Source organism: Pseudomonas chlororaphis subsp. aurantiaca, from assembly GCF_013466605.1.
In the GTDB taxonomy this organism is placed as follows: domain Bacteria; phylum Pseudomonadota; class Gammaproteobacteria; order Pseudomonadales; family Pseudomonadaceae; genus Aquipseudomonas; species Aquipseudomonas chlororaphis_I.
This window is the reverse complement of record NZ_CP059162.1, coordinates 1,913,641-1,926,908: the sequence shown is the minus strand read 5'-3', so window position 1 is coordinate 1,926,908 and position 13,268 is coordinate 1,913,641. Positions and strand designations below refer to the sequence as shown.

Below are 13,268 nucleotides of genomic sequence, written 5' to 3'. Positions count from 1 at the left end.
ATAGAAGCGTTTAAGGCAAAAGACGAGCGGGCAACAGGCGCATCAGCTGTGTATCGAACCAGGCCACGAAGGCCGGGGATGGCACAGCATCCACCGCCAGGTACCACCAGTCGGAAGCCGCGAAGGCGCGGCACTTCACCGCATCCTTTTCGGTCATGACCAGCGGCAGCGACGGGGTGAAACTCAGCGCCTGCGCGCTGTATTCGGCGTGGTCGGCAAAAGCATGCGGGACAGGCTGCCAGTGTAGCGTTTCAAGGGTAGTGAAGAAACGTTGCGGATTGCCGATACCGGCCACCGCATGTACCGCCTGCCCTGGCGCGAAGTGCTCAAGCCCGCGGCGTTCGCCGCTTTGCAGATTGACCAGGGCGGTGGGCGCCAGGCGAAAGGCAAACCCATCCTCGCGATCGTCGCTGGCGCCGTTGTAGAGCACCGCGTCGACGCTTTGCAGGCGCTCGACCGGCTCGCGCAGCGGCCCGGCCGGCAGGCAGCGCCGGTTGCCCAGGCCGCGCGCGGCATCGATCAACACCAGTTCGAGGTCGCGGGCCATGCGGTAATGCTGCATGCCGTCGTCGGAGAGAATCAGGTCCAGCGGCTCGGCGGCCAGCAAGGCCCGCACGGCGCGGCTGCGGTCCGGGTCGATCATCAGCGGCACGCCGGTGCGCTGGACGATCAGCAAGGGTTCGTCGCCGGCGACATCGGCGCTCTGCTCGGCGGCGACCCGCCATGGCAACTGCGGTGGCTTGGCGCCATAACCACGGCTGACCACGCCGACCCGCAGCCCGCTGCGCTGACAATGCTCGATCAGCCACAGGATCAGCGGTGTCTTGCCGGTACCGCCCACGGTGATGTTGCCCACCACCACCAGCGGCACCGGCGGCTGATAAACATTGCCCTCGCCGGCCAGGAAGCGTTCGCGCTTGCGCACCACCACCCGGCGATAGAGCCACTCCAGGGGCTGCAGCAGTTTCAGCGCGGGGTGGCCGTTGTACCAGGCAGCGAGCAAACGATCGGACATGGCCATCAGGGTGCTGGCGCCGCCTCGACGGTGGTCATGCGCAGATGGCTGAAACCGAGCTTGCCGGCGGCGTCCATCGCGGTAATGACGGCCTGGTGCTGGGTCTTGCCGTCGGCGCTGATGGACAGCGGCAGGTTGGTGTCACCCGCCGACTCCTTCTGCAAGGCGTCGATCAGGCTGGCCAGGTCGCTCTTGGGCAGCACCTGGTTGTTCACCGAAAACACCCCGTCGGCGCTGATGGCGATATCCAGCTGTTTGGTCTGCTGGTCTTCGGCCGGCGAGCCGCTGACGGCCTCCGGCAACTCGACGCGCAACTGGGTTTCCCGGGTAAAGGTGGTGGTCACGACGAAAAACAGCAGCAGGATAAACACCACGTCGATCAACGACGCGAGGTTGATATCGATGGTTTCCCGTGGCTTGCGGCGGAATTTCACGCTTTGCCCTCGGCCAGATCGACGTCGCGGTCGCCCTGCACCACTTCGACCAGCTTGATGGCTTCCTGCTCCATGCCAACGACCAGTTCATCGACCCGGCGTTGCAGGAAACGGTGGAAGAACACCGCCGGGATACCGACCATCAGGCCGGACGCGGTGGTAATCAGCGCCTTGGAGATACCACCGGCCAGCACCGCGGCGTTGCCGGTCATGCCCGAGCCCATGAACGAGCTGAAAATATCGATCATGCCCAGCACCGTGCCCAGCAAGCCCAGCAGCGGCGCCATGGCGGCGATGGTGCCGAGGGCATTGAGGTAGCGCTCCAGTTCATGGATGACCCGGGCAGCGGCTTCCTCGATGCACTCCTTCATGACCTCGCGGCCATGCTTGGAGTTGGCCAGGCCGGCGGCCAGGATCTCGCCCAGGGGCGAATGGGCACGCAGCTCCTTGAGCTTGTCCTTGTTCAGCTGTTTGTCCTTGATCCAGCGCCACACCTGGCCCAGCAGATGTGGCGGGGTAACGCGGCTGGCCCGCAGGGTCCACAGACGCTCGGCAATGATGCCGACCGCGACAATGGAACTCAGAATGATCGGCAACATCATCCAGCCGCCGGATTTGACCAATTCCCACACAGTGACAGTCCCCTCGAAAAAGTGCGCCACTCTAACATAGGGGCCGAATGCACCGAAGAACCTGATGTCGCATGCCTTCAGGCTTTAATATCTCCCGGTTATTTAAGGAGATAGTGGCCATTTGCGCCAAAAGCGTCGCTGCGCCCGCAGGCTCGTCGGTTCGGTGTAGGAGCCCAGCATCAACCGCAGCGCTCCGTGCTGCGCACTGTCGTAAATGGCGGTCCCTTGCTGGCGATAACGCTCGACGACCTGCGGGTGCGGGTGCCCGAAGCCGTTGCCGTGGCCCCGGGAAATCAGCACCGCCGAAGGCGCAAGGACCTTGAGCAGGGCTGGGGACGACGAGCTACGGCTGCCGTGGTGTGGCGCCTGCAACCAGTGGGTCTCGACGGCCAGCGGGGTATTCAACAGCGCGCGTTCCGCCTGGGCATCGATATCCCCCGTCAGCAGCAAACGCTCGCCCTTGGCCTCGACCTGCATCACGCAGGACTTCTGGTTGCCGTTCTGCGCATCCGCCCATTGCCACAGGGCAAAACGTACCCCGTCCCATTGCCATTGCTCGTCGCTGGCGCAAGGCTCTGCCGGCAAATAGGCCGGCAAGCCCTCGGGATCGCCGCTGACCAGCCTGGCCACCGGCAAGCCGCGCTGGACGGCATCGGCGCCACCGGCATGGTCGGCATCCGCGTGGCTGAGCAGCATCAGGTCGAGGCGCTCGACGCCCAGCTTGCGCAACGATGGCAGCACTACCCGGGCGCCCAAGTCGGAGTCGCCAAAACGCGGGCCGGCGTCATACAGCATCGCGTGCTCGCGAGTCCGCACCAGCACCGCCAGCCCCTGCCCGACATCCAGCTGCCAGACCTCCGCTTCGCCGTATGGCAGGGTGTTTTTCGGCGGGAACACCATCAACAGCAGCATCGGCCATCCCAAGGGACGCAGCGGCACACCCGCGGGCAGCAACAGCAGAAAGGCCCCCAGCGCGCTGATGCTCCAGGCCCAGAACGGTATGGCCGGCGCTATCCAGGCCGGCCATTGGGCAGCCAGCAGCGCCAGACCGCGGAACAGCACGTCCAGCAAACCACCGGCCAGCCAGAGCAAGCCTTCGCCCAGGTAAGGCACCGCCAGCAACAAGGTCCCGAGCAACGCCGGCGGCAACACCAGCAGGCTGATCCAGGGTTCCGCCAGCAGATTGGCCAGCGGCCCGCTGAGGCTGATGGGCAACCCCAACGCCAGCAGCACCGGGCACAGGCCGATGGCGATCAGCCATTGAATACGGGTCCAGGACTGCCACCAGCGCCAGCCTCCCAGGCGCCCGCCAAAGATCAGAATCAGTACCGCCACCGCAGTAAAGGACAGCCAGAATCCTGGCTGCAGACTGGCCAGCGGCTCGAACAACAGTACCGTATTCAACGCCAGCAGAAACGGCCACCAGGCCCCCAGGTGACGAAAGCGCAGGCGCCAGATCAGCACCAGGGCGACCATCACGCAGGCACGACGCACCGGCACATCGAAGCCCGCCAGCAATCCGTACCCCAGGGCCGAAGCGAACGCCAGCCCACAGGCCCAGGGCAGCCAGGGCCAACGTCCGGGCCACAGGCCGTAGCGGGCCAGCCCCGCCACCAGGGCATACATCACGGCGGCCAGCAAGCTGATGTGCTGCCCGGAAATCACCATCAGGTGCACGGTCCCGGTGTCTTGCAGGACACGCCAGTCTTCCCGGCTCAGCCCCGAGCCGTCACCCAGCACCAGGGCCGCCAGGCCACCGGCGCGCCCATGGGCATCGACTTGCAGCAAGCGCTGGCGAATACGCGCACGCCAACTCTCCTGCGTGGCGGCCAGCAGTTGCCCATCCTTGACCGTACCCGTGGCGCCGATGCGCTGGGCCAGCAGCCAGGCCTCGTGATCGAAAGCCTGCAGATTGACCAGCCCAGCAGGGCGCTTGAGCTTTACCGCCAGGCGCCAGCGTTCGCCGCTGTGCACCGGCGGCCCGCCATACCAGGCCAGGCGCAGGCGCTGGGGAATCCGTCCGCGCCGTGCCCACCCGCCTTCCAGTTCGAAACGCAGCACGCCCTCGGCCTGCTGCGGCAGTCCCACCACCCGGCCCTCAAGCCAGCGGGTCTGTCCGTCGAGCGGTTCCGGCAAACGATCGTCCAGCGCCCATTGCGCGCTCATGCAAGCCCACGCCAGGCCCAACAGGAAAAAAGCCAATGGATAGGTGCGAAACGGCAGCAGCATCAAGGCCACTACCGGCAGCACGGCCAGCCATCCGATCGCTGGCAGCGCCGGCAAAAAGCGCAGGCTCAAAAGCCCCGCCGCCAACGCCAGCATCCCTGTGCGCATAAGCCCGTCCTTGAGCAGTTTTTGAGTGTTCCCACTCTCTGGCTTAGCTCAGCGGACCGGGCGTCAGCTTTATCATTTGTCACAAAGTCTGAATGGGCGCCTTCTAGAATCCGGGCATACTTGCCGCTTGAACTGACCGAGAAGCCTTATGCCCCGGCGCCTATTCAAACGTTACATGCCAGATCCGACCAGCATCAGGGAACACAAGTCCTTACGCTTTCTTGGCACGTTGCTGCATGACCCCAACCTCTGGCACCTCAACCGGCACTCCGTGGCGCGCGCCATGGCGGTCGGCCTGTTCGCGGCCTTCATGCCGATCCCCGCGCAAATGTTGCTCGCCGCGGTGCTGGCCATTTCCGTGCGCGGCAACATGCCGATTGCCGTGAGCCTGGTCTGGCTGACCAACCCGATCACCATGCCGCCGGTGTTCTTCTGCACCTATCAGGTCGGTGCCTGGTTGATGAACGTACCCGCCCGGACCCTGCCCGACGAGCTGACCTGGGAATGGATCAGCGGCGAACTTTCGACCCTCTGGCAACCCTTCCTGCTGGGCTCGGTGGTGGCCGGCCTGGTGCTGGGCGCCCTCGCCTATTGCCTGACCATGCTGTACTGGCGCTGGTGGGTCAGCCGGCAATGGCGCCGCCGCAAGCAGAGCCGGCTGTAGAAACGCAACAACGGCCTCCCGAGGGAGGCCGTTGTTGTATCTGTGCGAGCTTACTGGCGCATGCCGCGACCACTGACCAGCAGGCGGGCACAACCGAAGTACAGGACCACGGTGGCGACCAGCATGAAGGTAATGGCCACGCTGATCTGGATATCGGAAACCCCCAGGATGCCGAAACGGAAAGCGTTGACCATGTGCAGCACCGGGTTGGCCAGCGACACCGTCTGCCAGAACGGCGGCAGCAGGGTGATGGAGTAGAACACCCCGCCCAGGTAGGTCAGCGGGGTCAGCACGAAGGTCGGGATGATCGAGATATCGTCGAAGTTGCGTGCAAATACCGCGTTGATAAAACCCAGCAGCGAAAAGATGGTCGCGGTCAGGACCACCACCAGCAAGGTAATGCCCAGGTGGTGCACTTGCAGATGGGTGAAGAACAGCGACAGCAGCGTCACGATCACCCCCACCGCCAGCCCCCGCAGCACACCGCCCAGGGTGTAGCCGATGAGGATGGTGTGCGGCGACACGGGCGACACCATCAATTCCTCGATGGAGCGCTGGAACTTGCTGCCGAAGAAACTCGAGACCACGTTGCCGTAGGAGTTAGTGATCACCGACATCATGATCAGGCCCGGCACGATGTACTCCATGTAGGTGAAACCGCCCATGTCGCCGATCTGCCGGCCGATCAGGTTGCCGAAGATCACGAAGTACAGAACCATGGTGATCGCCGGCGGCAGCAGGGTTTGCGGCCAGATCCGGGTAAAACGCCGGACTTCGCGATAGACGATGGTGTTCAGCGCGACAAGGTTGGGCCGTAGCTCGGAACTCATACCGCCACCTTCGACAAGTTTTTCTCCACCAGGGACACGAACAACTCCTCAAGGCGATTGGTTTTGTTACGCAGGCTCAGCACTTCGATGTTTTGCTGGGCCAACTGGCTGAACAGAGCGGTGATGCCCACGGCCTTGTCGACCTGGACTTCCAGGGTGTGGCTGTCGACCAGCTTGCTCGGATAGCCGATCAGTTGCGGCGCCACCTTCATGTCGGTCTTCAGGTCGAGCAGGAAGGTTTCCACATGCAGCTGGCTGAGCAACTGGCGCATGCTGGTGTTCTCGACGATGATGCCGTGGTCGATGATGCCGATGTTGCGGCACAGCTGCTCGGCCTCTTCCAGGTAATGGGTGGTGAGGATGATGGTGATGCCTTTCTGGTTCAGTTCGGTGAGGAAGGTCCACATCGAACGACGCAGCTCTATATCCACGCCGGCGGTTGGTTCGTCGAGGATCAACAGGCGCGGTTCGTGCACCAGGGCCCGGGCGATCATCAGCCGGCGCTTCATGCCACCGGACAGCGAGCGCGACGGCACATCGCGCTTGTCCCAAAGCCCGAGCTGGGTCAGGTACTGCTCGGCCCGCTCCTTGGCGACCTTGGTCGGGATGCCGTAGTAACCGGCCTGGGTCACGACGATGTCGAAGGTCTTCTCGAACTGGTTGAAGTTGAATTCCTGCGGCACCACACCGATGCAACGCTTGAGCGCGGCGGGCTCGCGGTCCAGGTCATGGCCGAAGACACTCACCGTGCCGCTGGTCTTGTTCACCAGGGTCGAGAGGATGCCGATGGTGGTGGATTTGCCGGCACCGTTGGGGCCGAGCAAGGCGAAAAAGTCACCTTCGGCGACATCCAGATCGATACCACTCAGGGCCTGGAAACCGTTGCCGTAGGTTTTGGTTAGCTGCCGGATGGACAGAGCGGAACTCATATCGGATTTACGCACCAAGAAGGGAGAACATTATAGGTAAGGGCGGTTCGCCTGCATTGCAACGGCGCCGGATACACCCAATGGTGCTTGCCGACACCGCACAAGTACAGTCACCTGTGTTGATAGTCAGTATTAAGTCAACGCGGTCATCACCGCCTTGCGATAGGCCGGACGCTGCTGCAAGCGTGCGTACCAGGCTTGCAGATTAGACAATGGCGGGCGCTCGATGGGCATTTCGAACCAGGCATAAATGAAGCTGCCCAGAGGGATATCGCCCATGCCGATTTCGTCGCCGGACAGGTAGGGATGTTCGGCCAGGGCCTGGTCGACCACCGCCAGCAATTCGCCGCAGCTGTTCAGCGCGGCATTGATCTTGCCCCAGTCCTGCTGCTCCGCCGGCGTGCGCAGCACACCCCAGAACAGGTGGCGGAAGGGTTCGGCAAAGGTCGAGGTGGTCCAGTCCATCCACTTCTCGGCCGAGGCCCGCGCCCGCACATCGTCCGGGTACCAGGCCGTACCGGCGGCATGGCGCGCGGCGAGATAACGCACGATGGTGTTGGATTCCCACAGCACGAAGCCGTCGTCCTCGATCAGCGGAATCCGCCCATTGGGGTTCATCGCCCGATACGCCGGGGTATCCACCACGCCGAAGGCACCACCGGCATCCACCGCCTCGTAGGTCAGGCCGAGTTCTTCGGCGCACCACAATGCTTTCCTGACATTCGACGAGTTTTTCCGACCCCAGATCTTCAGCATGACCGCTCCTCAGTGATGAATGCCGAGGCAGTCTACGCCGGATCAGACCTGACTCAAATCACTCTGCATGTCGCCCAGCAGCATCGGCATCTGCTCGCCGAACAAGTGCGGATAACACGTTTCCAGGTGTTTGAAGAAGAAGGTCTCGGGGACATCGGCGAATTGTCCGTGGTCCAGCACGTATTCCATCATCTGCTCGCCCTGGCGATTGAAAGGATGGAATACGCTGTCATGACGGCCATCGAATTCCAGTGGCGCCACATCGTACAGCTCGCAGAGTTTCCGGTTGAACGCCGGCGTAGCCTTGACCCAGCGTCCTTGCAGGTACAGCTCGGTATAACCGTGCATGGCAAACACGTCACTGCGCAGCAATTCCAGCAAACGCGGGGGCGACAGGTGATTACGCACGTCCGCCAGGCCGATGCGCGCGGCGATCCCGCAATGCCGCGCGCAACCGGCGAGCAGTGTGGCCTTGGGCACGCAGTAACTTTCGCCCGCGGCCAGGGCATGGCTGCCACGCAGGGTCTCGGGGTCGCGACTGAAGGTGTAGGGGTTGTAGCGCACGGCCTCGCGCACCGCGTAATAGAGGCTCACCGCCTGCTCCAGCGGATCGCTGCTGGGGCCACGATGAGTTTCCGCGAACTCCACCACCGCGGGATGGTCACTATCGATGAAGCGGCTGGGACTCAAGTACTCGTGCATGGGGATGATCTCCGAGTGAAGTCTCGAGTCTAACGACGGCCTCATCCCAGCGATAACGACGTTTCGGCCAAACATCAGAGGCTGCCGCTTCGAGCCTGACAAGATCGACAAGCTGCTGACCCGATGCCTGACGCGCTGCGTCCGCTTCTACTTACCGCTTCAAGCGCACTGCCTGTCACCCCTTTTGTCGGATGCCGACTAAGCTCTTTGGGTGATTTTGCCCCTGGCTTCACGGAGGTTTAAATATGCTGTTGTTGTGGATACTGGTTCTGCTGGTCGGTATTGCCTACCTGGCCCACCGCCGTATCGCCCCCCTGCCCGCCCTGGGCGTGGTGGCCGTCTACCTGCTGGCCATGGGCGCCTTCAGCCGTGCACCGGGCTGGTTGCTGCTGATCTTCTGGGTATTGCTGGCCACGGTGGCGGCGCCCTTGCTACTGCCCGACCTGCGCCGCAAATACTTCAGCGCCCCGCTGTTCAGCTGGTTCCAGAAAGTCCTGCCACCGATGTCGCAAACCGAACGCGACGCCATCGATGCCGGCACGGTCTGGTGGGACGGTGAACTGTTCAGCGGCCGTCCGGACTGGGACAAACTGCTGGCCTACCCGAAAGCGCAACTGAGCGAAGAGGAACAAGCCTTCATCGACGGCCCGACCGAAGAGCTGTGTGCCATGGTCAGCGACTGGCAGATCGGCCAGTCCATGGACCTGCCGCCCGCCGCCTGGGAGCACATCAAGCAACACGGCTTCTTTGCCCTGATCATCCCCAAGGAGTTCGGCGGCAAGGGCTTCTCCGCCTATGCCCACTCGCAAGTGGCGATGAAACTGGCAACCCGCAGCGGCGACCTGGCGTCCACCGTGATGGTCCCCAACTCCCTCGGCCCGGCCGAATTGCTGCTGCATTACGGCACCGACGAACAGCGTAACCACTACCTGCCGCGGCTGGCCCGTGGCGACGATATCCCGTGTTTCGCCCTGACCGGCCCGCTGGCCGGCTCCGACGCCGGCGCCATGCCCGATACCGGGGTGATCTGCAAAGGCCAATGGCAAGGCGAGGAAACCATCGGCCTGCGCCTGAACTGGGAAAAGCGCTACATCACCCTGGGCCCGGTCGCCACCCTCCTCGGCCTGGCCTTCAAGGCCTACGACCCGGACCACCTGCTGGGCGAGGATGAAGACCTGGGGATCAGCCTGGCGCTGATTCCGACCGACACCCCCGGCGTGGAAATCGGCCGCCGCCACCTGCCGCTCGGTGCCGCCTTCATGAACGGCCCGAACTCCGGCAAGGACGTGTTCATCCCCCTGGACTTCCTTATCGGCGGCCAGGAAATGCTCGGCAAGGGCTGGATGATGCTGATGAACTGCCTGTCGGTCGGCCGCTCCATTTCCCTGCCGGCCGTCGGCACCGGCGCGGCCAAGTTCACCAGCCTGGTGACCGGCCAATATACCCAGGTGCGTGAGCAGTTCAACGTCCCGCTCAACGCCTTCGAAGGCATCCAGGAAGCCCTGGCCCGCATCGGCGGCAACGCCTGGCTGATGGACAGCGCGCGCATGCTCACGGCCAATGCCGTCGACCTGGGGGAAAAACCCTCGGTGCTGTCGGCGATTCTCAAGTACCACCTGACCGAACGCGGCCGCGAGTGCATCAGCCACGCCATGGACGTGCACGGCGGCAAGGCCATCATCATGGGCCCGAACAACTACCTGGGCCGCAGCTGGCAAGGCGCGCCGATCTTCATCACCGTGGAGGGCGCGAACATCCTCTCGCGCAACCTGATGATCTTCGGCCAGGGCGCCATTCGCTGCCATCCGTTCGTGCTCAAGGAAATGGCCCTGGCCGATCGCGAAGACCACGATCAGGCGCTGGTGGAATTCGACGGCCTGCTGCTCAAGCACATCGGTTTCGCCGTGAGCAACGCGGCCAGCACCCTGGTGCTGAACCTGGGCCTGGGGCACTTCGAACAGGCACCGGGGGACAAGCTCAGCCAGAGTTATTTCCGTGCCCTCAACCGCCAGGCCGCGGCCTTCGCCATGCTGGCCGACCTGAGCATGATGCTGCTGGGTGGCGAACTGAAACGTCGCGAACGCCTGTCGGCACGCCTCGGCGATGTGCTCAGCCATATGTACCTGGCCTCCGCCGCCCTCAAGCGCTACCACGACCTGGATTCGCCGGAGCATCTGCAGCCACTGTTCACCTGGGCCATGGAAGAAAGCCTCGGTCAGTCGGAACGGGCGCTGGACGAACTGCTCGAGAACTTCCCGAACCGGGTGCTGGGTTGCCTGCTGCGGGTGGTGGTCTTCCCGTTCGGCCGCCGTCACAAAGGCCCGTCCGATGAACTGGACGCCGAGGTCGCCGCGATCATCGGCCGGGCCAAGGGCGACCCGACCCTGGAAGAGCTGCTGGCTGGCTGCTACCGCCCACAATCGGTAGAGGACCCGGTCGGCGCCCTGCAACAGGCCTTCGACTTGTTGAGTGCCAGCCATCCTCTGCAGAAAAAACTGCACGAGGCGCTGAAAAGCGGCCAGGTCAAACCGGTCGCCGGCGAACATGCCATCGACGCCGCGCTGGAAGCCGGCGTATTGCAACCGGTGGAAGCCCAGACCCTGCGCGAGGCTGAAGCCGCCCGCCGCAAAGTCATCGACGTCGATGACTTCGCCAAGGAAGAGCTGACCCTGAGCAAAGGGAAAACCCGCTAAGGCGCAAGACCGTCAGGCGGATTATGAAACCGGGCGCGGGAGCTATATACTCCCGCGCCCGTTTTGCTGTTGAGGACTCATGTCATGTCCAACGTCGTCGCCGATCATCTCGTCCTGCTCGACCATTTGCGCAGTATCCTGGTCGCCGTGGGTGAAGCCGAGCAGGTTCCCGAAGAAAGCCATGCCTTGTTCCTGGAACGCTTCGACGAACTGCGCGCCTCACTGCCGATCGACCCGATCGAAAGCCAGTACCTGGGCCAGGATCTGCTGTGCCAGGTGATGCAGCGTTATCCACAGGTCGCCCATCTGGTACCGCGCGATCTACTGTGGTTCTTCGCCGGGGATTGCCTGCACTACATGCCCGACGAAGAAATCGACCTGTACCAGGCGCTTGAAGAGCGCCGCTACGAGGCCGAGCAGAACGATGAACCGTTCGACTGGAACCAGGAAAAGCAGCTGCTGGCGCTCTCCGCCCAGGACAGCAAGCACTGAGTCCGACCCGGACACTACAAAGGCCCGCACGGTTGAACCGGCGGGCCTTTTGTTTTCCTGCCCATGAGCGGCTGGCTCAGCCGGCGCCATCACCTTCGGGCTGTTCGTAGCCTTTGGCCTCCTGCTTGCCCTGCCGGCTCAAGGTCGGCTCCTTGGCCAGGCACTCCACCAGGTAATCGATGAATACCCGCAGCTTCGGCGGCAGGTAACGGGTCGGCGAATGCAGCAACCAGGCGCCGCCATGGTAGGAGGCGAGAAACGTCCAGTCCGGCAGTACCTGTACCAGCAAGCCCTGCTCCAGGGCATGCCGCGCAGTGAAGTACGGCAGGCTGCCGATGCCGATATGTTCCAGCACTGCTCCCAGCCTCACCCCGGTGTGATTGGCCGCATAACGCCCGCGCACGCCGACGGTCACCGACTTGCTGCCGTTCTTGAACTTCCAGCGCGCATCGCTGGGGGTTTCGCCCAGGTAAATGCAACTGTGGTTGAGCAGGTCATGGGGATGGCTCGGCGTTCCATGCTCGGCCAGGTACTGCGGCGTGGCACACAGCATATGGTCGATGGTCAGCAACTGGCGTCCGACCAGCCCCGCCGGCGGTCGATCGGTGATGCGGATGGCCAGGTCGACGTTGTCGTCGATCAGATCGATGTTGCGATCTTCCAATAACAACTCGACATCGACCTTCGGGTAACGCCGCAGAAACTCGGGCATATAAGGATGCACGACAAAACGCCCCACGGCCTTGGGCACGCTGACCCGTACCAACCCTTCGGCCTCGTGGGTGAACTGACCGCTGATTTCCATCACCGACTTGGCGGCGCTGACCATCTCGCTGCAACGCTTGAACACCTCCTCGCCCCCTTCGCTCAAGCGTAACTTGCGCGTGGTGCGTTGCAGCAGGCGAATCGCCAGCGCCTTCTCCAGCCGGGAAATACTGCGGCTCACCGCCGACGGTGAAGAGCCCAGCTGGCGGGCGGCTTCGGAGAAGCTGCCGACCTCGACGACCTTGACGAAAATCGCCATTTCACCCAGCAACGGAAGGGGAAGATTTATGCTCACAGCACAACAGTCCTTTGAGGTTTGAACGGATTATCACGCAATTCCGCCGCACCATATAATTAAAAAAGACATTTTAATAAGGGCACGGAATATGACGCTTCGCCTCTTTTTTCATAATGATGAACTCAAGGCCAACGTTGAAGTGCTCGAATGCACCCCGCAGGACAACGAATTCGCGGTGGTCCTGCGTGCCACGATTTTTCATCCCCAAGGCGGCGGCCAACCCTGCGACACCGGCTGGATCGGCGACAGCCAGGTATTGCGCGTGGTCCAGGAACCCGAGCGGATCGTTCATTACGTCAGCCAGCCGGTACAACCGGGCATGGTCCAGGTCCAGGTCGATGAACAGCGTCGCCAGTTCAATACCCGCATGCATTCGGCCGGGCACCTGATCGGCCATTTCGGCGAAACCCGCGGCTGGGTTCCGGTCAAGGCCCATCACTGGCCTGGCGAGGGCCGCGTGTCCTTCAAGCCCGGCGACAGCCCGCAGGAACTCGACGTCGACAGCCTGCAGAGTGGCATCGATCACTGGATTGCCGCCGACCTGCCGCGCCTGATCTCGCTGCGTGAAGGCTCGCGGGAAATCGGTTTCGGCGAGCTTCCCGCCTATGGTTGCGGTGGTACCCACGTGAAGCGCCTGAAGGAATTGGGCAGCGTCACTATCGCCTCCCTCTCGCAAAAGAAAGGAATGCTTTCAGTTCACTACCACGTGGACTGATTCATCGGC

13 protein-coding genes are annotated in these 13,268 nt (G+C 63.1%); 4 read left to right on the top strand and 9 right to left on the bottom strand.

The features are described from left to right. Positions 1–10: 10 nt before the first annotated feature. The 4 genes from lpxK to H0I86_RS08760 all read right to left on the bottom strand — a co-directional run bounded on the left by lpxK (position 11) and on the right by H0I86_RS08760 (position 4,415). Complete coding sequence (lpxK, locus tag H0I86_RS08775; RefSeq protein ID WP_180924718.1) at positions 11–1,021, bottom strand: tetraacyldisaccharide 4'-kinase; 1,011 nt, start codon at positions 1,019–1,021, stop codon at positions 11–13. Continuing rightward, positions 1,021–1,449, bottom strand: coding sequence for a flagellar polar localization protein PocB (pocB, locus tag H0I86_RS08770; RefSeq protein ID WP_180924717.1), 429 nt, complete (start codon positions 1,447–1,449; stop codon positions 1,021–1,023). Before pocB ends, lpxK begins: the two co-directional genes overlap by 1 nt. Continuing rightward, the gene (gene pocA, locus H0I86_RS08765) at positions 1,446–2,081 is read right to left on the bottom strand and encodes a flagellar polar localization protein PocA (RefSeq protein ID WP_180924716.1); all 636 of its coding nucleotides are present in this window, start codon (positions 2,079–2,081) and stop codon (positions 1,446–1,448) included. Before pocA ends, pocB begins: the two co-directional genes overlap by 4 nt. A 102-nt stretch (positions 2,082–2,183) precedes the next feature. Beyond that, positions 2,184–4,415 carry a DNA internalization-related competence protein ComEC/Rec2 gene (locus H0I86_RS08760; RefSeq protein WP_180924715.1) on the bottom strand — a complete coding sequence of 744 codons (2,232 nt, stop codon included), beginning with the start codon at positions 4,413–4,415 and terminating at the stop codon, positions 2,184–2,186. 148 nt (positions 4,416–4,563) lie between these two features. On the opposite strand from H0I86_RS08760, the gene H0I86_RS08755 reads away from it, so the two are divergent. Further along, entirely contained in the window at positions 4,564–5,079 is a 516-nt protein-coding gene (locus tag H0I86_RS08755) for a DUF2062 domain-containing protein (protein WP_025804355.1), read from the top strand. 50 nt (positions 5,080–5,129) lie between these two features. Here H0I86_RS08755 and H0I86_RS08750 read toward each other — a convergent pair whose 3' ends face one another. The 4 genes from H0I86_RS08750 to H0I86_RS08735 form a co-directional block, all read right to left on the bottom strand. Beyond that, the gene (locus tag H0I86_RS08750; protein WP_007931651.1) at positions 5,130–5,909 is read right to left on the bottom strand and encodes an ABC transporter permease; all 780 of its coding nucleotides are present in this window, start codon (positions 5,907–5,909) and stop codon (positions 5,130–5,132) included. After that, positions 5,906–6,838, bottom strand: a complete 933-nt coding sequence (locus tag H0I86_RS08745; protein ID WP_150085131.1) for an ABC transporter ATP-binding protein — start codon at positions 6,836–6,838, stop codon at positions 5,906–5,908. The genes H0I86_RS08750 and H0I86_RS08745 overlap by 4 nt, the downstream gene beginning before the upstream one ends. A gap of 132 nt (positions 6,839–6,970) precedes the next feature. Then, entirely contained in the window at positions 6,971–7,594 is a 624-nt protein-coding gene (locus H0I86_RS08740; protein WP_150085130.1) for a glutathione S-transferase family protein, read from the bottom strand. Between the two features lie 42 nt (positions 7,595–7,636). Further along, a complete protein-coding gene (locus H0I86_RS08735; RefSeq protein ID WP_180924714.1) occupies positions 7,637–8,296 on the bottom strand; it encodes a transglutaminase-like domain-containing protein in 660 nt (219 codons plus the stop codon). 245 nt (positions 8,297–8,541) lie between these two features. On the opposite strand from H0I86_RS08735, the gene H0I86_RS08730 reads away from it, so the two are divergent. Next, a complete protein-coding gene (locus tag H0I86_RS08730; RefSeq protein ID WP_180924713.1) occupies positions 8,542–10,989 on the top strand; it encodes an acyl-CoA dehydrogenase in 2,448 nt (815 codons plus the stop codon). Positions 10,990–11,073: 84 nt separating this feature from the next. Then, positions 11,074–11,481 (top strand): PA2817 family protein, encoded by a 408-nt coding sequence (locus H0I86_RS08725; RefSeq protein WP_007931642.1) that lies wholly within the window; start codon positions 11,074–11,076, stop codon positions 11,479–11,481. Positions 11,482–11,557: 76 nt separating this feature from the next. On the opposite strand, the gene H0I86_RS08720 is transcribed toward H0I86_RS08725, so the two are convergent. Next, positions 11,558–12,541 carry a LysR family transcriptional regulator gene (locus H0I86_RS08720; RefSeq protein WP_180924712.1) on the bottom strand — a complete coding sequence of 328 codons (984 nt, stop codon included), beginning with the start codon at positions 12,539–12,541 and terminating at the stop codon, positions 11,558–11,560. A gap of 91 nt (positions 12,542–12,632) precedes the next feature. Between H0I86_RS08720 and H0I86_RS08715 the strand changes: the two genes are divergently transcribed. Further along, positions 12,633–13,259: an alanyl-tRNA editing protein gene (locus H0I86_RS08715; RefSeq protein ID WP_180924711.1), complete on the top strand. Its 627-nt coding sequence runs from the start codon at positions 12,633–12,635 to the stop codon at positions 13,257–13,259. Positions 13,260–13,268 lie beyond the last annotated feature (9 nt).

Excerpts from the sequence above, each read along its gene's own strand:
- lpxK (WP_180924718.1), bottom strand. The coding sequence starts at position 1,021 with ATGGCCATGTCCGATCGTTTGCTCGCTGCCTGGTACAACGGCCACCCC.
- H0I86_RS08760 (WP_180924715.1), bottom strand. The coding sequence starts at position 4,415 with ATGCGCACAGGGATGCTGGCGTTGGCGGCGGGGCTTTTGAGCCTGCGC.
- H0I86_RS08755 (WP_025804355.1), top strand. The coding sequence starts at position 4,564 with ATGCCCCGGCGCCTATTCAAACGTTACATGCCAGATCCGACCAGCATC.
- H0I86_RS08750 (WP_007931651.1), bottom strand. The coding sequence starts at position 5,909 with ATGAGTTCCGAGCTACGGCCCAACCTTGTCGCGCTGAACACCATCGTC.
- H0I86_RS08745 (WP_150085131.1), bottom strand. The coding sequence starts at position 6,838 with ATGAGTTCCGCTCTGTCCATCCGGCAGCTAACCAAAACCTACGGCAAC.
- H0I86_RS08740 (WP_150085130.1), bottom strand. The coding sequence starts at position 7,594 with ATGCTGAAGATCTGGGGTCGGAAAAACTCGTCGAATGTCAGGAAAGCA.
- H0I86_RS08735 (WP_180924714.1), bottom strand. The coding sequence starts at position 8,296 with ATGCACGAGTACTTGAGTCCCAGCCGCTTCATCGATAGTGACCATCCC.
- H0I86_RS08730 (WP_180924713.1), top strand. The coding sequence starts at position 8,542 with ATGCTGTTGTTGTGGATACTGGTTCTGCTGGTCGGTATTGCCTACCTG.
- H0I86_RS08725 (WP_007931642.1), top strand. The coding sequence starts at position 11,074 with ATGTCCAACGTCGTCGCCGATCATCTCGTCCTGCTCGACCATTTGCGC.
- H0I86_RS08715 (WP_180924711.1), top strand. The coding sequence starts at position 12,633 with ATGACGCTTCGCCTCTTTTTTCATAATGATGAACTCAAGGCCAACGTT.